The organism is Mycobacterium hippophais, from assembly GCF_027529605.1.
Taxonomy (GTDB): domain Bacteria; phylum Actinomycetota; class Actinomycetes; order Mycobacteriales; family Mycobacteriaceae; genus Mycobacterium; species Mycobacterium arseniciresistens.
This window is the reverse complement of sequence record NZ_JAPZPY010000016.1, coordinates 88,916-111,704: the sequence shown is the minus strand read 5'-3', so window position 1 is coordinate 111,704 and position 22,789 is coordinate 88,916. Positions and strand designations below refer to the sequence as shown.

Genomic DNA, 22,789 nt, shown 5'->3' with positions numbered 1-22,789 from the left:
GGTCAGCCACAGGTATGACACCGATACCGGGCAGGCAAACGTCTGCCTGCCTGTCACACCGACCGCCTAGGGTGGGCAGGCGATGGCCCTCCATCTCCACCGCGCTGAGCGCACCGACCTGCTCGCCGACGGTCTCGGCGCCCTACTGGCCACCCCACTGTCCGACCCCTTCGCCGAGGAACTGGTCATCGTCCCGGCCAAGGGCGTCGAACGGTGGCTGAGCCAGCGGCTGTCCCACGTCCTCGGCCGAGGCGCCGGCCAGGACGGCATCTGCGCCGGAGTCACCTTCCGGAACCCGGGCTCGCTGATCGCCGAGCTCACCGGCACCCGCCACTCCGACCCCTGGGCGCCCGACGCGATGGTCTGGCCCCTGCTCGACGCCATCGACAGCTCACTCGACCAGCCGTGGTGCCGAACGCTGGCGACGCACCTCGGGCACTTCGAGGACGGCGCCGAGAAGGAACTGCGGCAGGGCCGCAGATATGCGGTGGCCCGCCGCCTGGCCGGGCTGTTCGCCTCCTACGCTCGGCAACGCCCGCAGCTGCTCGTGGACTGGCTCGACGGCGACACCGACAATGTCGAGGACGATCTGCGGTGGCAGCCCGCACTGTGGCGGGCACTGCTCGACCGGGTGGACGCCGATCCGCCGCACGTCCGGCATGCGAACACCGTTGCCCGTCTGCAGGAATCGACAACCGATCTGCCGCCGAGGCTGTCGTTGTTCGGCCACACCCGGCTGCCCGGCACCGAGATCGAACTGCTCAGCGCCCTGTCCACCCATCACGATCTGCACCTGTGGTTGCCGCACCCCAGCGACGAACTGTGGACAGCACTGGCCGGGCGGCACGGTGCCATCGCCCGCCGCGAGGACACCAGCCACCGGGTCGTCGACCATCCGCTGCTGTCCACGCTGGGGCGCGACCTCCGCGAACTCCAGCGCAGCCTGCCCGTCGACCCGCGGACCGACGAGCATCTCGGCGAGGCGGACCACCCCGACACCCTGCTCGGCTGGCTGCAGTCCGACATCACCGCGAACGCGGTCCGCCCGGGCGGGCGGCGCCTGCGCCCCGACGATCGCTCCGTCCAGGTGCACAGCAGCCACGGCCCGGCCCGGCAGATCGATGTGCTGCGCGAGGTGCTGTTGGGTTTGCTCGCGGACGACCCGACGCTGGAACCGCGCGACATCCTCGTGATGTGCCCCGACATCGAGGCCTACGCCCCCCTGATCGTCGCGGGCTTCGGCCTCGGTGACGTCGTCCACGGTGCCCATCCCGCCCACCGGCTGCGGGTCCGGCTCGCCGACCGCGCCCTGGTCCAGACGAACGCGCTGCTCGGCGTGGCGGCTCAGGTGCTGGCGTTGGCAGGCAATCGGGCCACCGCCAGTGAGGTGCTCAACCTGGCCGAGGCCGCCCCGGTGCGGCAGCGGTTCGGGTTCAGCGACGACGACATCGACGCCATCGGGAACTGGGTGCGCGAAGCCAACATCCGCTGGGGCTTCGATTCGGCGCACCGCAGGCCTTACGGCGTCGACTTCGTGCAGAACACGTGGCGCTTCGGCATCGACCGGGTGCTGGCCGGGGTCGCGATGTCGGACGATTCGCACGCGTGGCTGGAGAACACGCTGCCGCTCGACGACGTCGGCAGCAATCGCGTCGAGTTGGCGGGCCGGCTCGCCGATTTCGTCGACCGGCTCAGCGCCACCGTCGAATCCCTCAGCGGTGCCCGACCACTCGACCAGTGGCTGCAGGCACTCGCCGACGGCATCGGTGGACTCACCGCGGTGCCCGATGACGACGCCTGGCAGACCAGCCAGGTGGAGCGCGAATTCGCCGACGTCCTCGCCGCCGCGGACGTCCACAGTGGCACCGTGCTGCGCCTGCCCGACGTCCGGGCACTGCTCGACCGGCATCTCGCGGGCAGGCCGACGCGGGCGAACTTCCGCACCGGCACCCTGACGGTCTGCACGATGGTGCCGATGCGTTCGGTGCCACACCGGGTGGTGTGCCTGATCGGACTGGACGACGGGGTGTTCCCGCGCCTCGGCGTGGTCGACGGGGACGACGCGCTGGCCCGCGATCCGATGACCTGTGAACGCGACATTCGTTCCGAGGACCGGCAATTGCTGCTCGACGCCATCGGTGCGGCGACCGAGAAACTCGTGATCACCTACACCGGCTCCAACGAGTTCTCCGGCCAGCGCCGGCCGCCCGCGGTGCCGCTGATGGAGTTGCTCGACACCCTGGACATCACCACGGAGGACACCACCCGCCATCGGGTGCTGACCGAACACCCGTTGCAGCCGTTCGACATTCGCAACGTCATACCCGGCATGCTCAACATGCCCGCAGCCGTGCCCTTCACCTTCGACTCGACGGCTCTGACCGCTGCACGGGTCGCCGCTGGCGAACGCGCGGAACGGCCCTCGCTGCTCGGGACACCGCTGCCTGCGCCGCCGCCCGACGACGTCGCACTCGACGATCTGATCGGCTTCTTCCGGGACCCGGTGAAGGGCTTCTTCCGAGCCCTGGACTTCACGCTGCCGTGGGACGTCGACGCCATCGACGATGCGATGCCCGTCGAAATCGATGCACTGCAGGAGTGGAAGATCGGCGCGCGGATGCTCGACGACATGGCGCGGGGGATGCGACCCGAACTGGCTCAGCAGGCCGAGTGGCGGCGCGGTTCGCTCCCGCCGGGCCGACTCGGCTGGCGCAAGGCTCAGGAGATCCGCGATCAGGCTGCCGGACTGGCCATCGCGGCGCATCAGCACCGCCGACAGACTCCGCAGGCGCACGACGTCGACATCGACGTGGGCGGCGGCCGTAGGGTCACCGGCACGGTGCCGCACGTCTACGGTGACCGGCTGGTCTCGGTGACCTACTCGAAGCTCGACGGCCGCCATCTACTGACGTCGTGGATTCAGTTGCTGGCGTTGAGCGCTCGCCACCCCGGCCGGGAGTGGTCGGCGGTGTGCATCGGCCGACCGAAGCGCAGCGGCCCACCGCGTGAGCGGATCCTCGGGGCGCCGCATGTGCCTGCGGTCGACGTGGTCAAAGACCTGGTGGCGATCTACGACGCAGGCCGGCGCGAGCCGATCCCGCTACCCCTGAAGACGTCCTACGCGTGGGCAGAAGCCAGGCACACCCGTAGCCAACCCGAACGCCAGGCGGGCTTCAAATGGAACAGCGGCAAGTTCCCCGGTGAGAACGAGGAACCCGCACACCTGCGCGTGTGGGGCTACTCGAAGCTCCCCGTGCTGCTCGACCCGGTACGTCCCGGCGAGGAACACGGCGGCGAGACCACCCGACTGGGCGCCTACGCCGCCCGGCTGTGGGCGCCGATGCTGCAGGCGGAGTCGTACGACTCATGAAGACATTCGACCTCCTGGGGCCGCTGCCCGTGCCGAACACCACCACGGTGCTGGAAGCCAGTGCGGGAACGGGAAAGACGTTCGCGCTCGCCGGTCTGGTGACGCGCTACCTCGCCGAGGGCGTGGCGACACTCGATCAGATGCTGCTCATCACGTTCAGCAAGGCGGCCAGCCAGGAGCTGCGGGAGCGCGTCCGCGGGCAGATCCTCGCCGCCGTCTTCGCGTTCGGCGACCCGTCGACCGTCGGCGACAACCAGTTGGTTTCCCACCTGCTCGACGGCACCGAAGAGGAACTCCGCGACCGCAGGCAACGCCTGCGGGACGCGCTGGCCGGATTCGACGCCGCGACCATCGCCACCACACACCAGTTCTGCCATCTCGTCCTCAAATCGCTCGGGGTGGCCGGTGACACCGATGCCGGTGTGACTCTGGCCGAAAGCCTCGACGACCTGGTGAGCGAGATCGTCGACGACCTCTACCTCGCCCACTTCGGGAAGGATCGCAACGACCCGCCGATGTCCCGCGGCGACGCACTCGAACTCGCCCGCGCCGTGGTGGCGAATCCGAGCGCCGAACTCCGACCGATCGATCCGCCGCCGGGCACCGAGGCCGCGATCCGCGTCGAGTTCGCGAAAGCGGTGTGCGCGGCGCTCGAACAGCGCAAGCGCAGGCGCGGCATCCTCGGCTACGACGACCTGCTGAGCCGCCTCGCCACCGCGCTCGAATCCGCCGACTCCCCCGCCCGCCTCCGGATGCACCGACGCTGGTCGATCGTGATGGTCGACGAATTCCAGGACACCGACCCGGTGCAGTGGCAGGTGATCGACCGCGCGTTCGGGGGACGCTCGACGCTGATCCTCATCGGGGACCCGAAGCAGGCCATCTACGCGTTCCGCGGCGGCGACATCGCCACCTACCTGCACGCCGCGTCCACCGCCGGGGAACGTCAGACGCTGGGCACCAACTGGCGCAGCGACGCGGTGCTCGTCGACTCCCTGCAGGCCGTCCTGCGCGATGCCGAACTCGGCAACAGCGAGATCGTGGTGCGCCCGGTCACGGCCTCCCATCCGGGACACCGGCTCACGGGCGCCCCGCACAACCACCCGTTCCGGCTGCGGGTGGTGTCCCGCGACACCATCAGGACGCGCCAGGACAAGACCATTTCGATCGATCAACTGCGCAACCACATCCCGGCCGATCTGGCCGCCGACATCAGCGCCCTGCTCACCAGCGGCGCCACCTACGACGGCCGGCCGATCCAGGCCGGCGACATCGCGGTCATCGTCGAGGTGCACAAGGACGGGCGGCGCTGCTTCGACGCGCTCACCGCGGCGGGCATCCCCGCGGTCTACACCGGCGACTCCGACGTCTTCCGGTCGGACGCCGCCGACGACTGGCTGTGTCTGCTGGAGGCGTTCGACCAGCCGCACCGCAGCGGGCTGGTCCGGGCCGCGGCCACCACGATGTTCTTCGGCTACACCGCCGAAGACCTGGCGACCCAGGGCGACAGCTTGACCGACCGCGTCGCCGACAAGGTCCGCGAATGGGCCGACCATGTCCGGGAGCGGGGTATCGCGGCGGTGTTCGAGGCCGCCCAACTCGCCGGGATGGGCCGTCGGGTGCTGGCCTGGACCGACGGCGAACGACGCATGACAGACCTGGCCCACATCACCCAGCTGCTGCACGAGACCTCCCACCGCGAGCATTTCGGCCTGCCCGCCCTGCGTGACTGGCTTCGCACGCAACGCGAAGAGCGAAGCGGCGCAAGCGAACGCGGCCGGCGGCTCGACAGCGATGCCGCAGCGGTGCAGATCATGACCGTGTTCGCCAGTAAGGGCCTGCAGTATCCGGTGGTGTATCTGCCGTTCGCGTTCACCCGCAACATCCGGACCGACGAGGCGGTGCTGTTCCACGACGGCGCGCAGCGCTGCCTGCACATCGGCGGTGAGACGAGCCCGGACTGCGCCGAGGTGACCAAGCTGGGGCGGGCGGAGGCGGCCTCCGACGACGTCCGGCGCACCTACGTCGCGCTCACCCGGGCCCAGTCGCAGGTGGTGGCGTGGTGGGCGCCGTCCTGGGATGAGCCCAACGGCGGCCTGTCCCGGCTGCTGCGCGGCCGCCGGCCCGGCGAGAACACCGTGCCCGGTCGCTGCGACCCGGCGATCGTCGACGACGCCGACGCGATGGCGGCACTGCGGGCGTGGTCGGACATCGGCGGCCCGGTGCTCGAGGAGTCGGCCATCGCCCCGGCTGCGGAAGTCGGACGACCCGATGCGCCAACGAATCTCAGTGTCCGCCACTTCCACCGCCACATCGACACCCTGTGGCGGCGGACGTCGTACTCCGGTCTGCTGCGGTCCGCCGAGAACACCACCGGGGTGTCCAGCGAACCGGAGGTCGTCGAGCTCGACGACGAGGTGGCCGACGTCCCGGTGCACGATCCCGGCCCGGCAGGCCCACCGGTGCCCGCGGTCGCCTCGCCGATGGCCGATCTGCCGATGGGCGCGAAGTTCGGCACGCTGGTGCACGCGGTGCTCGAGACCGCTGATCCCTTCGCAGCCGACCTGGCCACCGAACTGGAGCAGCAGGTCCGCGAGCACTCGATGTGGTGGCCGGTCGACGTGGCGCCCGGCGAGCTTGCGGCCGCGCTGCTGCCGCTGCACGACACGCCGCTGGGCCCGCTGGCCGCCGGCTCCACACTTCGTCAGATCGGTCTTCGGGACCGGTTGCGGGAACTGGACTTCGAGTTCCCGCTCGCCGGCGGCGACGTCCGTGGCGACGCCCCCGCGATCACGCTGGCCGACGTCGGTGCGCTGTTCGCCGCACACGTCCCGGCCGACGACGTGCTCGCCTCCTACGCCGACCGTCTGTCCACCGGCGCGCTGGCCGTGCAGCCGCTCAAGGGCTATCTGACCGGATCGGTGGACGCGGTGCTGCGCATCCCCGACGGCGGGGGGCACCGCTACCTGGTGGTCGACTACAAGACGAACTGGCTCGGCGAACCCGACCGGCCGCTCACCTCCGCCGACTACACGAGGGCCAGGATGGCCGAGGCGATGCTGCACTCGGACTATCCGCTGCAGGCGCTGCTGTACTGCGTTGTGTTGCATCGCCTCCTGCGCTGGCGGCAGCCCGGGTACGACCCCCAGCGTCACCTCGGTGGCGTGCTGTACCTGTTCCTGCGGGGCATGTGCGGCGCCGGCACCCCGACCGAGGGCGGGCATCCGGCGGGCGTGTTCAGCTGGCAGCCGCCCACAGCGCTGACCCTCGCGGTGTCCGATCTGCTGGGCTCATAACACGACACTCGTTTTGTATTGACGAAACCGACGAATTAAGCGGGAAAACACACTGACCGCCGAATCGGACGCATGTTCGAGGTAAGCTCAACGCAGGTTGAAATCCCAGCCGCAATCCGTCGCAGAATCCGGAGCCTGAAAGTTCCGTGTGCGATGTGCGTCCGACGCCAAGCCGTTACACACCTACGCAGAACTGCGCAGCGACTTTCGGAGTTGATTTCCCATCACCGCTTCCACCGCACCCATCCGGCACCGAACATTCTCGGCGACCGTCATCACCTCGTCGATCGCCGAGCCCATCGCCCGGTTCTCCGCTGTCGAACCAGCGGTCGGACGCCTGTCGATGACCACCGAGGAGCTCAACCCCGAGGCGGTCCGGATCGCCGTCGCCGGTGACCTGGACGCCTCGAACCACGACCAGTTCGCCGATTACGTGTGGCGGCGCACCGCCGACTGTCGCCGCCTGGTCCTCGATCTGCGCGGCCTCGAGTTCTTCAGCACCGCCGGCATCAACGCGATCGCCGCGATCGACGGCTGGTGCGCCGAAGCGGGCATCGAGTGGACGCTGCTGGCCAACCCGATGGTGACGAGGGTGCTGCAGATCTGCGACGAGCACCCCGGGACGGCCGTCGCCTCGGTGTGACGCGCCGCCACAGTTGCGGGGATCGCGGCTGGACGTGCCGTCGATGGCCCACACTGATCGGATGACGGAACCGGCCAACCCGCGCGTCGCGGTCTACCTCGACTTCGACAACATCGTCATCTCGCGCTACGACCAGGTCAACGGCCGCAACTCCTATCAGCGCGACAAGACCAAGGACGCCGGCGAGTTCGCGGACAAGCTGCAGCGGGCCAAGGTGGACGTCGGCGCGGTCATCGACTTCGCGTCGTCGTTCGGCACGCTGGTGCTCACCCGCGCCTATGCGGACTGGTCGTCGGACGTCAACGCCAACTACCGCGATCAACTAGTGGGCCGCGCCGTCGACCTGGTGCAGCTGTTCCCCGCCGCTGCCTACGGCAAGAACGGCGCCGACATCCGCCTCGCCGTCGACGCGGTCGAGGACATGTTCCGGCTGCCGGACCTCACCCACGTGGTCATCGTCGGCGGCGACTCGGACTACATCGCGCTCGCGCAACGCTGCAAGCGCCTCGGCCGCTACGTCGTCGGCATCGGCGTGGCCGGCTCGTCGGCCCGCTCCCTGGCCGCGGCGTGCGACGAGTTCGTCACCTACGACGCGCTGCCCGGCGTGCCGGTGTTCGAGCCCGACCCCGAACCCGCCGAGGCCGCCGCGCCGAAGCGCCGCAGGAGCACCCGCAAGGCCGACAATTCCGGTGACGGCGACGAGCCCGATCCCCAGACCCGCTCCACCGCACTGCTGACCAGGGCGCTGCAGATCGGCCTGGAGAAGGACGACGTCGACTGGCTGCACAACTCGGCGGTCAAGGCGCAGATGAAGCGGATGGACCCGTCGTTCAGTGAGAAGTCGCTCGGCTTCAAGTCGTTCAGTGACTTCCTGCGGTCGCGTTCGGATCTCGTGGAGCTCGACGAGAGCTCGACCGCGCGCATGGTCCGGTTGAAGAACGGTGGCGCTCCGGTATGACGGTCGCCGCCTCGGGCACGCTCGGCGAGTTCACCGATGCGGGGGTGTTCGAGGCCGCCGACGTCCATGTGGCGCGGCGCCTCACCGTGCTCGGCAAGGAGCCCGACGAGTCGGTGGCGCTGGCCGTGGCGTTCGCGGTGCGGGCACTGCGCGGCGGGTCGGTGTGCGTGGACCTGCGGTCGGTGCCCGCCCAGATCGGCCTGCCCGACCTGCCGTGGCCTTCGCCCGGCGCCTGGCTGGCGGCGGTGCGCGCGAGCCCGTTGGTCGCCGACCCTCCGGTGCTGCGCCTGCACTCCGACGCCGCCGCCGACCTGCTGTACCTGGACCGGTACTGGCGCGAGGAGCAGCAGGTCCGCGACGACGTGCTGGCACTGCTGGCGCCGTCGGACACCGCGCCGCTGCCCGACCTGACCCGGCTGTTCCCCGATTCCGAGGAGCAGCGCCGCGCCGCGCACGTCGCGCTGACGCAGCCGTTGACCGTCCTCACCGGCGGGCCGGGCACCGGCAAGACGACGACGGTCGCGCGCCTGCTGGCGCTGCTGGCCGAGCAGGCGGCCCTGGCGGGCAGGCCCCCGCTGCGGATCGCGCTGGCCGCGCCGACCGGCAAGGCCGCCGCGCGGCTGCTGGAGGCGGTGCTCCTCGAGGTCGGCAGGCTCGACCAGGCCGACCGCGACCGGCTGCCGAAACTCTCGGCGTCCACGCTGCACCGGCTGCTGCGGTCGCGGCCGGACAACTCGTCGCGGTTCCGTCACCACCGGGAGAACCGGCTGCCGCACGACGTCATCGTCGTCGACGAGACGTCGATGGTGTCGCTGACGCTGATGGCCCGGCTGCTGGAGGCGGTGCGGCCGGACAGCCGCCTGCTTCTGGTCGGCGACCCCGACCAACTGGCGTCCGTGGAGGCGGGCGCCGTGCTCGCCGACCTGGTCGACGGGCTGGGCGGTCGCGGCGACGCGCGGATCGCGACGCTGGTCACGTCGTGGCGGTTCGGCGAGACGATCGGCGGGCTGGCCACCGCGATCCGCGACGGCGACGCCGACCGGGTGGTCGAGGTGCTGCGCGCCGGCGGTGAGCACATCGCCTGGCTCGACACCGACGATCCGGGCGAGCGCCTTCGCACAGTGCTCCTGCCGCAGGCACTTCGACTGCGCGAGGCGGCGATCCTCGGCAATGCGGCGGTCGCACTGCAGACGCTCGACGAGCACCGGCTGCTGTGTGCGCACCGGCGCGGCCCGTACGGCGTGCAGCACTGGAACCGCCAGGTGCAGCGGTGGCTGACCGACGCGACGGGTGAAGCCATCTGGACGGACTGGTACGCCGGGCGGCCCGTGCTGGTGACGGCCAACGACTACGGCCTCGGCCTGTACAACGGCGACACCGGCGTGGCCATCGCCGACGGCGACGGGCTCAGCGTGGCCGTCGGATCGCAGACGTTCGCGGCGAGCCGGCTGTCCGAGGTCGACACGATGCACGCGATGACCATCCACAAGAGCCAGGGCAGCCAGGCCGAGGAGATCACCGTGCTGCTGCCGCCGGAGGAGTCGCGGCTGCTGACGCGGGAGCTGTTCTACACGGCGGTGACGCGGGCCAGGCAGCGCGTTCGGGTGGTGGGATCCGAGCGTGCGGTCCGCGCCGCGATCGGCAGGCGGGTGGTGCGGGCATCTGGTTTGCGGCAGCGCCTGCACGGCTGAGCCGGATCCGGAGCGAGCCGAGCAAACACCTCATCCGCGGTTCGAATTCCATTCCGGGGGGTCGCGCTGTACCGTCGGACGCGGTTGACAACCCAGCCAAGCGGAACGTCACGGTGGCGAGCGAGAGAAATGCTCCCCGCCGCGGGGGTCCTCACGACGTGACCGCGGCCGTATTACGGTGCCCGAGGGGCTGGGGAGTCTCGTGCCAGGGGGTTCAATCGTTATCACGACGTCACGCGAGGGTGCTCGTTCGATGGCGCTTGGCTCCGTACAGTCAGACCGTCTGACACGCATAGCACCGTGCCTCTCCCGGGGCGACGGACCCACCGAGGTGAGCGCGAAGGGTTCACCCGCCGACGAGTTTCCGTCACCACCCACAATTCACCCACCTGAGCCGAACGGGCGCCTTCGCCCTGCTCATGGCGGGATGTCACCGATGCCGCCTGCGGCGCACCTACCGGAGGGACTCACGTGAGCAGATTCACCGAGACCATGTACCGCAACGCCCAGTGGAGCCTGAAGGGGCTCAACACCGGCGAGCCGCACGCGCCGATCCGGCAGACCTGGGCTGAGGTGCATCAACGCGCCCGTCAGGTGGCCGGTGGTCTGGCCGCGGCCGGTATCGGCCACGGCGACGCCGTCGCGGTGCTGGCAGGCGCCCCGGTGGAGATCGCGCCGACCGCGCAGGGCGCCTGGATGCGCGGCGCCAGCGTGACCATGCTGCATCAGCCCACCCCGCGGACCGACCTGGTGCGCTGGGCCGAGGAGACCACCGCGGTCATCGAGATGATCGAGGCCAAGGCCGTGGTGGTATCCGATCCGTTCATGGCCGCCGCGCCGGTGCTGGAAGGCATCGGGATCACGGTGCTCACCATCGAGAACCTGCTGAAGAGCGACCCGATCGACCCGATCGACACCGACGACGACGATGTGGCGCTCATGCAGCTGACGTCGGGCTCGACGGGATCGCCCAAGGCGGTGCTGATCACGCACGCCAACATCGTGGCCAACGCCGAGGCGATGATCGTCGGCTGCGACTTCGACATCGACACCGACGTGATCGTGAGCTGGCTGCCGTGCTTCCACGACATGGGCATGACCGGCTACCTGACCGTTCCGATGTACTTCGGCGCGGAACTGGTCAAGGTCACGCCGATCGACTTCCTGCGCGACACGCTGCTGTGGGCCAAGCTCATCGACAAGTACAAGGGCACCATGACGGCCGCCCCGAACTTCGCCTACAACCTGTTCGCCAAGCGGCTACGGAGCCAGGCCAAGCCGGGTGACTTCGACCTGTCGTCGCTGCGCTGGGCACTGTCCGGGGCCGAGCAGGTCGATCCGGCCGACGTTGAGGACCTCTGCGATGCCGGCGCGCCCTTCGGGCTGCGCCGCGAAGCGATCATCCCGGCCTACGGCATGGCCGAGACCACGGTGGCGGTGTCGTTCTCCGAGTGCGGCGGCGGCATGGTGGTCGACGAGGTCGACGCCGATCTGCTGTCCGTCCTGCACCGCGCGGTGCCGTCGAACAAGGGCCACACCCGCCGGCTGGTGTCCCTCGGCAAGCCGCTCAAGGGCCTCGAGGTGCGCGTCGTCGACGAGGACGGGGCGGAGATGCGGCCCAGGGCCGTCGGCGTCATCGAGACCCGCGGCACGCCGGTGACCAGGGGCTACATGACGGTGGGCGGCTTCATCGCCGCGCAGGACGAGCGGGGCTGGTACGACACCGGTGACCTCGGCTATCTGACCGAGACCGGCGAGGTCGTGGTCTGCGGGCGGATCAAGGACGTCATCATCATGGCCGGCCGCAACATCTATCCCACCGACATCGAGCGCGCCGCGGCGCGGGTCGACGGCGTGCGGCCCGGTTGTGCGGTGGCGGTGCGGCTGGAGGCCGGACGGTCCAGGGAGACGTTCGCCGTCGCCGTGGAGTCCAAGAGCTATCAGGACCACGACGAGGTGCGCCGCATCGAACGCCAGGTGGCGCACGAGGTCGTCGCCGAGGTGAACGCGCGGCCCCGCAACGTCGTGGTGCTCGAACCGGGCACGATCCCGAAGACGCCGTCGGGCAAGCTGCGGCGGGCACACGCGCTCACCCTGGTCACCTGACCCACCTCCCCACACCGGTTGTCGGCATTCGGTAGATTCATCAGCCAGATGCGCGATTACGAATGCCAGCCAGGCCGGGCGGTCCCACCCGAGCCCGAGCTGTCGCGCGCCGAACTGGACGAGCACGAGGCCGATCTGTACGCCGGGCTCAGCGGCGTGGCGGGCATCGTGGCCGGCGCGAAGCCGGTGAACGAGCTGATGCAGCAGGTCGCCGAGTTCGCCGTGCACGCGATTCCCGGCATGCAGGGCGCAGGCCTGACCGTGGTCGAGAAGGTCGGCGACACCCCGCGCATCGAGAGCTGGTCCGTCACCGCAGACTTCGTCCGGCAGATCGACAGCGTGCAGTACGAGACCACCGGCGAGGGGCCGTGCATCACCAGCATGCGGTCGCGTTGCCCGGTGGTCAGCGGGTCGCTGGGCTGCGACCCGCGCTGGCCGCACTTCGGCGGGCACGTCGCCCGGATGGGCGTGCATTCGGCGTTGTCGCTGCCGCTGATCGTCGGTGACGAGGTGATCGGCGCCATCAACGGTTATGCGTTCGAGCGCGACGCGTTCGCTGAGCATGCCGTGACGTTGGGTGCGCAGTTCGCCGGGCCCGCGGCGGTGTCGGTGTACAACGCGAGGCTGCTGGCAAGAGCGCAGAAGCGCACCGATCAACTGCGCCGGGCGCTGGAGAGCCGCGCGGTCATCGACCAGGCGATCGGCATCCTGCGCAGCCGTACCGGCAGCACCGCGGAGGAGTCCTTCGACCGGTTGATAAAGATCAGTCAGACGGAGAACGCCAAGCTGCGGGACGTCGCCGAACGGCTGGTCGAGGAGGCCGCCCGGCGAGCCCGGGCCAGGATTCGCAGCTGATCAGCCCGGCGGGTGCACGCGCAGTGCGGCGATGCCCGACAGCAGCGCCGGGCGCTCGGCGCGCTGGGTCACCAGTCGCCGCGCGATGTCGGTGAGGTGCTCGTTGTGGGCCCGCGCGTAGGACCGCAGCAGGGTGAACGCCTCGTCCATGGACACGTCGAGGGTCTCACGCAGGAACCCCTTGGCCTGCTCGACGACGACCCGGCTGCTCAGCGCGGCCCGTAGCCTGCCGAACACCGTCGACGGGTTGGCCGGATGTTCCTGCAGGATCGCCACGCAGGCGACGTGCGCGAGGGTCTGTCCGACCAGCCGGTCGGCCTCGTTCAGTTCGCCGCGGTGGGTGCCGAACAGTCCGAGCGCCCCGAGCACGATACCGGCGGCCCGCATCGGGACCGCGTGCACCGCGACGAAGCCGGCGTCCACCGCCGCGGGCACGAAGTGCGGCCAGCGGGCGCTCTCAGTCTGGAGATCGGCAATCGAGACGGGCTGACCCGTTGCGTAGCAGTCGACGCACGGTCCTTCGTCGGCCTGAAGCTGGAACAGCTCGAGCTCGCGGGCCTGCTCGGACGTCGCGGCCACCAATCGCAGTTGGTCCAGGGGGTCGGCGAGCAGGATTCCGGCGGCGGTCACATCGAGCAGCTGGGCGCACTGCTCGGTGAGCTCGGTGAGCAGGTCGACCACGTCGAAGTCGTCGAGCAGGCTGTCCACGAGTTTGACCACCGCCTCCAGGACGCGGGTCTCGCGAGGCGTGTCGGTCACGTGGCCTCCTTTGTCGCGATCGTGGTCGCCGGCATGTCAGTCGGCGTCCAGCCGCAGGCGGCGGTCGAGGATGTCGCGCGCCACGTCGGTGGCGCTGCGGCCGGTGGCGTAGGCATGCGCTCTCAGCCGCACCAGCGCCTCGGTGGGGTCCACGTCGAGCTGCGCCACGAGCATGCCGGTGGCCTGGCTGACTTCGGCCCGAGACAGCGCGTTGAGTTCGGTCCAGGCGTCGCTACCGGGGTCGTTGGCAGCGGCTTGCAGGTCCCCGTCCAGCAGGTCGAGCAGCGGGATGCCGGCGACCTCGGCGGCGACGAAGGCGCCGGAGAGTTCCTCCGCCTGCAGCGGGCCTGGTCGTTGACGAAACAGGTCGAGTGCCCCGACGTATTCACCGGCGATGACGACGGGCATCGCGAACACGCCCCGGATGCGTCGGGACAGCAGCGCCGGTGCGTAGGCGGGCCACCGCACCTCCTCGGGGTGCGCCAGGTCGGACGCCAGGACCGGGGCCCGGCGGGCGATCGAGTCCAGGCAGGGCCCCTCTCCGAAGGTGAACTGCAGGTCGTCGTACTGCCGGGCCAGGTCACTGCTGCTGCCCATCGTCGCGCTGCTGGCGCCGCTGAAGATCAGGGAGATGGCCGCGGCGTCGATGTCGAGCACCGCCACGCACGCTTCGCAGAGGTTGTTCGCCGCCGCCGTCCCGCGCCTGCCGTCGACCGCGGCGCGCAGCTGCTCATGTACGGCCACGTCAGGCCGACGATTGCCGGGTGCGGGAGGCCCCCGGGTGTAGTGGAGACGCGGTCATCTGTCCAGCCTCCTCTACGTCGGGGTATTTGACGAGCACATCGGGGCCGTGCGTCACGATCGCCGCCGGTCGATCTGAGAAGATCGGTGCATCATGCGGGTCGACGGGCGGGAAATCACCGTATCGGGGAGCCTTCTCCAGCCGCTGACCCGACGGACGAACGACATCCTGCGCCTGGCCATCGCGACTGTGGTGCTGGCCGTGGTGGTGACCAGTTCGCTGATCACCCGCTACGAGTGGGACGCGCTCGAACGGTCGATCTCGGAGATCGTCAGCTTCCTGACGCCCACCCAGTCGAATCTGGTCTACCTGGTCTATGGCCTGGCGATCCTGGCCTTGCCGTTCATGATCCTGTTCGGGCTGCTGGTCGGCAGGCAGTGGCGGCTGCTCGGCGCCTACGCCGCCGCGGCGTTCATCGCGGGCCTGGCGCTGTCCATCACCGGCAACGGGATCGCCGCTCCGCAATGGCATTTCGATCTCAACGACCGGCTCGACACCCAGCTCTCGCAGTTCCTCGACGATCCGCGCTGGATCGCGATGCTGGCGGCGGTGCTCACGGTGTCGGGGCCCTGGCTGCCTGCGAAATGGCGGCGCTGGTGGTGGACGCTGCTGCTGGCGTTCGTGCCGATCCACCTGGTGGTCTCGGCCGTCGTGCCTGCCCGGTCGGTGCTCGGGCTGGCGGCGGGCTGGTTCGTCGGCGCGCTGGTGGTGCTCGTGGTCGGCACACCGGCGCTGGAGGTGCCGCTGGACAGCGCGCTGCGCAGGATGGCGCGGCGCGGGTTCGTGGTGACCGCGCTGACGGTCACCCGCCCGGCGGGCCGGGGGCCGCTGCTGCTGACGGCGACCGCCGAGTCCGGCGCCCGGCTGACCGTGGAGATGTACGGGCCCAATCAGCGCAGCGGCGGCGCGTTGCGCCAGATCTGGCGCAAGCTGCGGCTGCGGTCGAGCGAGACCGCTCCCCTGCACGCGTCGATGCACCGCACGGTCGAACACCGCGCGCTGATGGCGATCGCGATCGGAGACCTCGGCGTCGCCAACACCGCCACGGTGGCGATCGCCACGCTCGAGCGCGGCTGGACGCTGTACACGCATTCGCCGGTGCGCGGCCTCCCACTCGACGCCGACACCCCGCTGTCGAAGGTGTGGGGCGCGCTGCGGGTCTTGCACGAGCACCAGATCGCACACGGCGACCTGAGGGCGAGCGAGATCACCGTCGACGAGGGCACGGTGCTGTTCGGCGGGTTCGGTTACGCGGAGTACGGCGCCACCGACGCCCAGCTGCAGTCCGACATCGCCCAGCTGTTGACGACGACCGCCGGCGTCTACGACCCGAAATCCGCAGTCGAGGCGGCGATCGAGGCATTCGGCAGGGAAGAGGTGCTGACCGCGTCCGGCCGATTGACCAGATCCGCTGTCCCACAGCGCATCCGGACTGCAGTGGCCGACGGCAAGGCGATCATCGAGTCCGCGCGCGAGGAGGTGATGCGCCAGACCGGGGCCGACAAGATCCAGGCGGAGAACATCACCCGGTTCACCCGCAGGCAGATCATCCAGCTGGTGCTGCTCGGCGCGCTGGTCTACGTCGCGTACCCGTTCCTCGCGACGGTGCCGACGTTCGCCGCCGAGCTGCGCACCGCGAACTGGTGGTGGGCGCTGCTCGGGCTGGCGGTGTCGGCGCTCAAGTACCTCGGGGCGGCGGCGGCCCTGTGGGCCTGTTCGGACGGGTTGATCAGGTTCCGGTACCTGACAGTCATGCAGGTGGCCAACACCTTCGCCGCGACGACGACTCCTGCCGGAGTCGGCGGGCTTGCGCTGTCGACGCGGTTCCTGCAGAAGGGCGGGCTGGGGGCGTTGCGCGCGACGACCGCGGTGGCGCTGCAGCAGTCGGTACAGGTGATCACGCATGTCTCGCTGCTCATCCTGTTCAGCGCGGTGGCAGGCGCGTCGGCCGACCTGTCGAAGTTCGTGCCGTCGGCGACGCTGCTGTACCTGGTCGGCGGGGTCGCGCTCGGCCTGCTCGGGACGTTCCTGTTCGTCCCTAAGCTGCGGCGCTGGCTGGCGACGGCGGTGCGGCCGCGGCTGCAGGAGCTGCTCGGTGACCTGGCAGCGCTGGCGCGGGAGCCGTGGCGCCTGGCACTGATCGTCCTGGGTTGTGCGGCAACGACACTCGGTGCGGCGTTCGCGTTGTGGGCCAGCATCTCGGCGTTCGGTGGCGACGTGTCGTTGGTCACGGTCACAGTGGTGACGATGGTGGGCGGCACGCTGGCGTCGGCGGCGCCGACCCCCGGCGGTGTCGGCGCGGTGGAGGCGGCCCTGATCGGCGGCCTGGCCGCCTTCGGCGTGCCCGCCGCGGTGGCGGTGCCGTCGGTGCTGCTCTACCGGGTGCTGACGTGCTGGCTGCCGGTGTTCCTGGGCTGGCCGATCCTGCGGTGGCTGACGCGTAAGGAGATGATCTAGCGGTCGGCCAGGCTCACGCGTGCCTCGCCGCCTCCTGGACCAGTTGCACCCGGGAGGCCAAGCCCAGCTTGGTGTAGACGTGTGTGAGGTGTGTCTGCACGGTGCGCGGCGAGATGAACAGGCGCGTCGCGATCTCCCTGTTGGACAGGCCGTCACTGACCAGTCGGATGACGTCGAGTTCGGCGGGTGTCAGCGATTCCCACCCGCTCGACGGTCGCCGTCGTTCGCCGCGTCCGCGCTGGGCGTAGCCGATCGCCTCCTCGGTGGACAGGCCCGCCCCCTCGGCGTAGGCGGCCTCGAACTCGTTTGCGCCCATGGCCGTCCGCGCCTCGCGAGCCGCCTCGTCGTAGCTCACCTGGTGGATCTTGAATCGCACGCTGCCGATGCGTGATCGCATCGCATCCGCGGTCCCCAGCAGGCGCGAGGCGATCTGGTGCTCGCCGTTGCCGACCATGAGGATCGCCAGACACTCGACGATCTCAGCCACCCAGAGATATCCGTGGGTGCGCGCGCAGATCGCCAACGCCTCGTACGCATCCCGCGCGGCCTGCTCCGTCTCGCCCTGCGCGATCGCGACGCGGGCGCGTGCTTGCAGGGCCGACATCTTGTGCCAGCCCAACACGATCGCGACGGTGTCGTCGGCCCACTGTCGCGCCGCGACCACCTCGCCGCAGGCCAGCAATGCCTCGGCCATCGGGTTGATGCTCCGGATGAACACCACCCTTTGCGGCACGGTGTGCTGCCAGCTCGTCTCGCACGCCTTCTTGGCGGCGGGCCCGTCCCCCTCGGCCAACGCGGTCACCGCCAGGACCACGTGCGTGGTGTCCTCCGCCCACCCGCCCATCGCCGTCGAGTTCACGAGGGCCGTCTCGCCGCAGGCCCGCGCGGCCGCCAACTGCCCTTTCGACGAGAGTGTTTGGGCGAGACCGATGTTGGCCAAGGTGGTCATGAAGCGCTCGCCGGTCGCGGCGCCCTGCTGCGCCGACGGGCGAAGCACGCGCTCCGCCTCGTCGAGGTCGCCCAGCATGTACAGGGTGAGGCCGAGCCAGGTCCGGATGTTCCAGGACATGAACCGGTCGCCGAGCTGATCGGCGAGGTCGCGCCCCTCCTCGGCCGGGCCGCGCGCGCTCATCGGGTCGCCCGAGAAGGAGCCCGCGATGGCCTGGATCAGCCTGACCCTGCAGAGCAGCCGCGGGTCCTTCGAGGCCTGCGCCACGACGGCCGCCTCGTCCATGAAGGCTTTCGATGTCTCCGGCTCGGGCAGAGTGAGTGAGGCGGATGCGTTGAGCGCCCCCACGATCAACGCGGGGTCCTCCAGCCTCCGGGCGGTGGCCAACGCCGATCGCGCCCTCGCCATGTTGACCGGGTGTACGGCCCAGAGTGAGAGCACCCCCTGGTCGGCCGCCGCACACGCCCACACCGCGGAAGACACGTCTTCGCCGGGCTGGTCGCTCAACACGGCGTCGAACCACTCCCAGCCCTCCCGAAAACGCCCGCGGGCCAACCAGAACGACTGCAGCGCGGACGCCAGCCGCAATGCGTCTTCGATCTCGTTGCGCTCGCGGCTCCACGTGAAGGCGGCCCGCAGGTTGTCGATGTCGGCGTCGGCCAGGTCGATCGTCTGCTGGTTGTCCTCGCTGCGCGGCGACGACGCGAGGCCCGCGGCCGTCTGGGTGTAGTGGTCGCGGTGTCGGTCCCGGACGGCGTCCGCCTCTCCGGACTCGCCGAGTCGCTCCAGTGCGTACTGGCGCACCGTCTCCAGCATCCGGTACCGCATCGCCCCGGAGGCGTCGTCGGCGACGACGAGCGACTTGTCGACCAGCAGGCCCAGCTGATCCATCACCTGGTACTGCTCGACCGTACTGCCGGCGCCGACCCCCTGGGCGGCTGCGAGGTCGAACCCGCCCATGAAGACGCCGAGCCGGCGGAACAGCACCCGCTCGGGCTCCGTGAGCAGGGCGTACGACCAGTCGACGGATGCGCGCAGCGTCTGCTGGCGGCGCACCGCGGTGCGCGCACCTCCTGTCAGCAGCCGGAACCGATCGTGCAGGCTGTCGAGGATCTGAGTGAGCGACAGTGCGCGGACCCGGGCCGCGGCGAGCTCGATCGCCAACGGCATGCCGTCGAGCCTGCGGCAGATCTCCCGTGCCGTCGCGGCGTCGTCACCGGCGACACGAAAGTCCGGGCGTGCCCGCTGAGCCCGGTCGCAGAACAGGTCGACGGCCTCGTCGTCCAAGCCGAGCGACGGGACGCGCCACGTGACCTCGCCTGCGATGCCGATCGGCTCCCGGCTGGTCGCCAGGATCGTCAACTCCGGGCACCCGCTCAACAGCGCGGTGGTCAAATCGGCGCACCCGTCCAGCAGGTGTTCGCAGTTGTCGAGGACCAGGAGCAGCCGCCGGTCGGCGACGAACCGCAGCACCGTGTCCATGGGCGACCGGCCCGGGTGTTCGGGGAGCTCGAGAGCCTGCGCGACGGTGGCCGCGACCGCATCCGCATCGGTGATCGGAGCGAGGTCCACGTACCGTGCGCCGTCCCCGAAGTCGGGGACGACGGAGGCCGCAACCTCCACGGCGAGCCGTGTCTTGCCCGACCCGCCGGCACCGGTCAGCGTGACCAGCCGATGCGCGCCGAGGCTGCGGCGCAACTCCGTCATTTCTGCGCGGCGTCCCACGAAGTTCGTGAGTTGCGCCGGAAGATTGTGGGCCCGAGCCGGTTTCGCGGTACGCAGGGGCGGGAACTCGTTGCGCGTCTCGGGGTGGCACAGCTGCGTGACGTGTTCGGGCCGCGGCAGATCGCGAACGGGATGGCTGCCGAGGTCGGTCAGCCACGTGTCGGTGGGTAGCCGGTCGGCGACGAGATCGGCCGTGGTGCTGGACATCACGGTCTGCCCGCCGTGGGCGAGGTCGCGCAGGCGCGCGGTGCGGTTGATCGTCGGGCCGATGTAGTTGGCCTCGTCGCGTAGCTGCACCTCGCCGGTGTGGATCCCGATGCGTAACCGGATCGGATCGAGCTCCGCGCGCTGCAGCTCCAACGCGCAGGCCACCGCATCGCTGGCCCGGCCGAACGCCACCACGAAGCTGTCACCCTCGCCCTGCTCGACCGGCCGCACCCCGCGATGCGCGTCCACCACGCGCGCCAGCACCCGGTCGAGGCGCTCGAACGCCGCCGTCATCGCATCGGGCCGGCTCTGCCACAGCCTGGTCGATCCCTCGACGTCGGCAAGCAGCAGCGTCACCGTCCCGGTTGGTACCAGTCCACCCACGCCCAGATCCCCCCAGTTCAGCGGGGTTGCAATGTCGATCATGCTAGCCAGCCTGGCGCGTCGGCGCGGAGAAAACGTCGGCACAACCGCGTACTCGCGCGCCCGTGCGGGGCGCATCTACGACCCCCTCACCCACACGGATACGCGGTTCGACCGATGGTCGGCTCCCGGCGCACGGCGATTCTCGAGTCACACCACAGGGAGGATCACCATGACCATTTCGAGGACCATTGACACCGCGGCTGGGACCGGCGTCTTCGACGCCGACCTTCCGGTCCTGGACTACCTGCACGTCCACGACCCGCAGGAGGCCCATCGCGCGATCGCCGAAGCGCGCCTGCGCGCACCGATCGCCATGGGTGCGCTGGGGCCGGAAGTGCTCACCTACGAACTGGTGCGGGCCGTGCTGCGGGACCCACGGTTCGCGGTCGCCCATCGTCCGCTGACCGAGTTGCAGGGGGTCACCGAAGGGCCGCTGTGGCAACGGATCACGTCGTTGATCCTGGCGATCGACGGCGAGCGGCATCTCCGGCTGCGCCGACTGGTGGCCAAGGCGTTCACGCCTCGCGCCACCGCGCGGCTGGAGACGTTGGTCGTCGACGTCATCACCGACCTCGTCGACGCGCATGTGTCCGCGGGGCGGTGCGACATCGTGAGTGACGTCGCCGAACAGTTCCCGATCCCGGTCATCTGCGCATTGCTGGGCGCACCGCGCAGCGACTGGCAGCTGTTCTCCGGCTGGGTGGCCGACATCAGCATGATCTTCACGTTCGACCTCGCCGCCAACGCGGATCGCATCATCCGGGCATGGCAGGCGCTCGACGCCTACCTCGACGACATGATCGCCCGGCGGCGCCGGGCACTGACCGACGACCTGATCTCGGACCTCATCCGCGCGGAGGACGGCGGCGAAGAACTCAGCCATGAGGAGCTGCTGTCCCTCGCGGTCGCGCTCCTCGGCGCGGGCATCGACACCACCCGCAACCAGCTCGCCGCCGCCGTCTCGGTGTTCTGCGACCATCCCGACCAGTGGGCGATGCTCGGCGAACACCCCGCACTCGTGCCTGCGGCGGTCGAGGAGGTGATGCGGTACCAGCCCATCGGCTTCAACGCGCCGCGGATCACGACCGAAGCCGTCGCGTTTGGCGGGGTGTCGATTCCCGCGGGCACGATCGTCTTCGCGAACGTCGCGGCGGCGAATCGCGACCCCGCGGCGTTCCCCGATCCCGAGCGCTTCGACATCACGCGCGAGAAGTCGGTCGGCGTTCTGAATTTCGGCAGCGGTGCACACTACTGCCTCGGCTCACACCTCGCCCGCCTCGAGCTCACCCGGGCGCTGACCTTGATGGCGCAGCGCATGCCCGATCTGCGTCGGACGGGGCCGGCGCCGTGGCCGACGATGGCGGGAGTCACCGGGCCCGGCACGGTGCCTGTGGCGTTCGGTGGTTAGCGCTGTCCCGGCGTGGGCGCCACGCGCAGATGCCGGCGCCGCGCCAGTTCCTCCTCGCCCACCATCTCGAGCATCGGCTGCCCGGGCACGCACAGCATGGTGACAGTGAACTGGACTTTCACGTCGTCGCGGTTGTTGCCGTCCTGGTAGTGGATGACGTCACCGCCGGGCTCCCAGAAGGCCTCGCCCGCCCGCACGACACGGGGCGCCTCGCCCTCCAACTCGAAGAGCATCTCGCCCTCCAGCACGTACCCGAAGGCGGGGCCGCCGGGGTGCCGGTGCGGCGGGGTGCCGCGGTTGGCCGGCGGATATTCGATGTGCACCGTCATCGCATGGGCGCCGGCCGGAATGACCGGCGGCTGCACCTCCTGCAGCACCGTCAGGGCGGTGTGCCAGGCGTCGTCGTAGTCCTTGTTCTGCGGCATCGGTCTCCTCGTTTCCTCAGGCGGCTTGGTGGTCGGCTGCGGCGTCGACGCGCTTGGCGCGGTGGGCCAGTGCGACACGCAACCGCTCGCGGCCCCGGTAGATCCGCGACATGACGGTCCCGATCGGGACGTCCATCAGCGCGGCGGTCTCGGCGTAGGTGTAACCCTCGATGTCGGCGTAGTAGACCGCGGCGCGGAAGCCCTCCGGCAGGCTCTGCAGAGCGGCCCTGATGTCGTTGTCCGGCAGGCGGTTCAGCACCTCGTCCTCGGCCGACCACAGGCCGGCCGATTCGTGGGACGCGCTGGCGGCCAGGTCCCAGTCGTGGATCTCGTCGAACGCGGTCTCGGTGACCCGCGACTGCTTGCTGCGGTACGTGCTCACCCAGCGGTTGTACTGGATCCGGAACAGCCACGCCCGCAGGTTGGTACCGGGCCGGAAGTTGTGGAATCCCGCGAAGCCGTGCAGCAGGGTGTCCTGCAGCAGGTCCTCGGCGTCGGCGTCGTTGCGCGTCAACCTCCGTGCGCCGCGCAGCAGGACGTCGAGAAGCGGCTCGACGCCGCGGGCGAAGTGGGCGGCGAGCTCGGCGTCGGGCCGGGCCGTCGCGGTGGTGCCGGTTGCTACGACCTTCACGGTGAACCTCCGAGTGAGTGGGATGTCGATGTCCTACTCAGACTCGCGGCTGGGGGGCCCGGGGGGACCCTTGGAAACCCG

General features: G+C 70.2%; 14 protein-coding genes. 9 read left to right on the top strand and 5 right to left on the bottom strand.

Annotated elements, in window-relative coordinates; genetic code table 11:
- Positions 1-82 precede the first annotated feature (82 nt).
- The 7 genes from recC to O6P37_RS25885 all read left to right on the top strand — a co-directional run bounded on the left by recC (position 83) and on the right by O6P37_RS25885 (position 12,919).
- Positions 83-3,370 carry an exodeoxyribonuclease V subunit gamma gene (gene recC, locus O6P37_RS25915; RefSeq protein ID WP_269896782.1) on the top strand — a complete coding sequence of 1,096 codons (3,288 nt, stop codon included), beginning with the start codon at positions 83-85 and terminating at the stop codon, positions 3,368-3,370.
- Positions 3,367-6,666: an exodeoxyribonuclease V subunit beta gene (gene recB, locus O6P37_RS25910; protein WP_269896781.1), complete on the top strand. Its 3,300-nt coding sequence runs from the start codon at positions 3,367-3,369 to the stop codon at positions 6,664-6,666. The genes recC and recB overlap by 4 nt, the downstream gene beginning before the upstream one ends.
- Before the next feature lie 343 nt (positions 6,667-7,009).
- Entirely contained in the window at positions 7,010-7,309 is a 300-nt protein-coding gene (locus O6P37_RS25905; protein ID WP_269896780.1) for an STAS domain-containing protein, read from the top strand.
- A gap of 61 nt (positions 7,310-7,370) precedes the next feature.
- Positions 7,371-8,267, top strand: coding sequence for an NYN domain-containing protein (locus tag O6P37_RS25900; protein ID WP_264011714.1), 897 nt, complete (start codon positions 7,371-7,373; stop codon positions 8,265-8,267).
- A complete protein-coding gene (gene recD, locus O6P37_RS25895; RefSeq protein ID WP_269896779.1) occupies positions 8,264-9,958 on the top strand; it encodes an exodeoxyribonuclease V subunit alpha in 1,695 nt (564 codons plus the stop codon). The genes O6P37_RS25900 and recD overlap by 4 nt, the downstream gene beginning before the upstream one ends.
- Positions 9,959-10,429: 471 nt before the next feature.
- Positions 10,430-12,064, top strand: a complete 1,635-nt coding sequence (locus tag O6P37_RS25890; protein ID WP_269896778.1) for a fatty acyl-AMP ligase — start codon at positions 10,430-10,432, stop codon at positions 12,062-12,064.
- 48 nt (positions 12,065-12,112) lie between these two features.
- Entirely contained in the window at positions 12,113-12,919 is an 807-nt protein-coding gene (locus tag O6P37_RS25885) for a GAF and ANTAR domain-containing protein (RefSeq protein ID WP_269896777.1), read from the top strand.
- Here the strand turns inward: O6P37_RS25885 and O6P37_RS25880 are convergent, their stop codons facing one another.
- Together O6P37_RS25880 and O6P37_RS25875 are read right to left on the bottom strand one after the other, a co-directional pair.
- The gene (locus O6P37_RS25880) at positions 12,920-13,678 is read right to left on the bottom strand and encodes a GAF and ANTAR domain-containing protein (RefSeq protein WP_269896776.1); all 759 of its coding nucleotides are present in this window, start codon (positions 13,676-13,678) and stop codon (positions 12,920-12,922) included.
- A gap of 36 nt (positions 13,679-13,714) precedes the next feature.
- Positions 13,715-14,422 (bottom strand): GAF and ANTAR domain-containing protein, encoded by a 708-nt coding sequence (locus O6P37_RS25875; protein ID WP_269896775.1) that lies wholly within the window; start codon positions 14,420-14,422, stop codon positions 13,715-13,717.
- A 151-nt stretch (positions 14,423-14,573) separates the two neighbouring features.
- Between O6P37_RS25875 and O6P37_RS25870 the strand changes: the two genes are divergently transcribed.
- Positions 14,574-16,937: a flippase-like domain-containing protein gene (locus O6P37_RS25870; protein WP_269896774.1), complete on the top strand. Its 2,364-nt coding sequence runs from the start codon at positions 14,574-14,576 to the stop codon at positions 16,935-16,937.
- Positions 16,938-16,950: 13 nt separating this feature from the next.
- Here O6P37_RS25870 and O6P37_RS25865 read toward each other — a convergent pair whose 3' ends face one another.
- The gene (locus tag O6P37_RS25865) at positions 16,951-20,244 is read right to left on the bottom strand and encodes a helix-turn-helix transcriptional regulator (protein WP_269896773.1); all 3,294 of its coding nucleotides are present in this window, start codon (positions 20,242-20,244) and stop codon (positions 16,951-16,953) included.
- A 169-nt stretch (positions 20,245-20,413) separates the two neighbouring features.
- Here O6P37_RS25865 and O6P37_RS25860 point away from each other — a divergent pair, with 169 nt between their 5' ends.
- Positions 20,414-21,652 carry a cytochrome P450 gene (locus O6P37_RS25860; RefSeq protein ID WP_269896772.1) on the top strand — a complete coding sequence of 413 codons (1,239 nt, stop codon included), beginning with the start codon at positions 20,414-20,416 and terminating at the stop codon, positions 21,650-21,652.
- Here O6P37_RS25860 and O6P37_RS25855 read toward each other — a convergent pair.
- Both O6P37_RS25855 and O6P37_RS25850 read right to left on the bottom strand, forming a co-directional pair.
- Positions 21,649-22,077, bottom strand: a complete 429-nt coding sequence (locus O6P37_RS25855; RefSeq protein WP_269896771.1) for a cupin domain-containing protein — start codon at positions 22,075-22,077, stop codon at positions 21,649-21,651. The genes O6P37_RS25860 and O6P37_RS25855 overlap by 4 nt on opposite strands.
- A 16-nt stretch (positions 22,078-22,093) precedes the next feature.
- Positions 22,094-22,708 carry a sigma-70 family RNA polymerase sigma factor gene (locus tag O6P37_RS25850; protein ID WP_269896770.1) on the bottom strand — a complete coding sequence of 205 codons (615 nt, stop codon included), beginning with the start codon at positions 22,706-22,708 and terminating at the stop codon, positions 22,094-22,096.
- Positions 22,709-22,789: the final 81 nt, after the last annotated feature.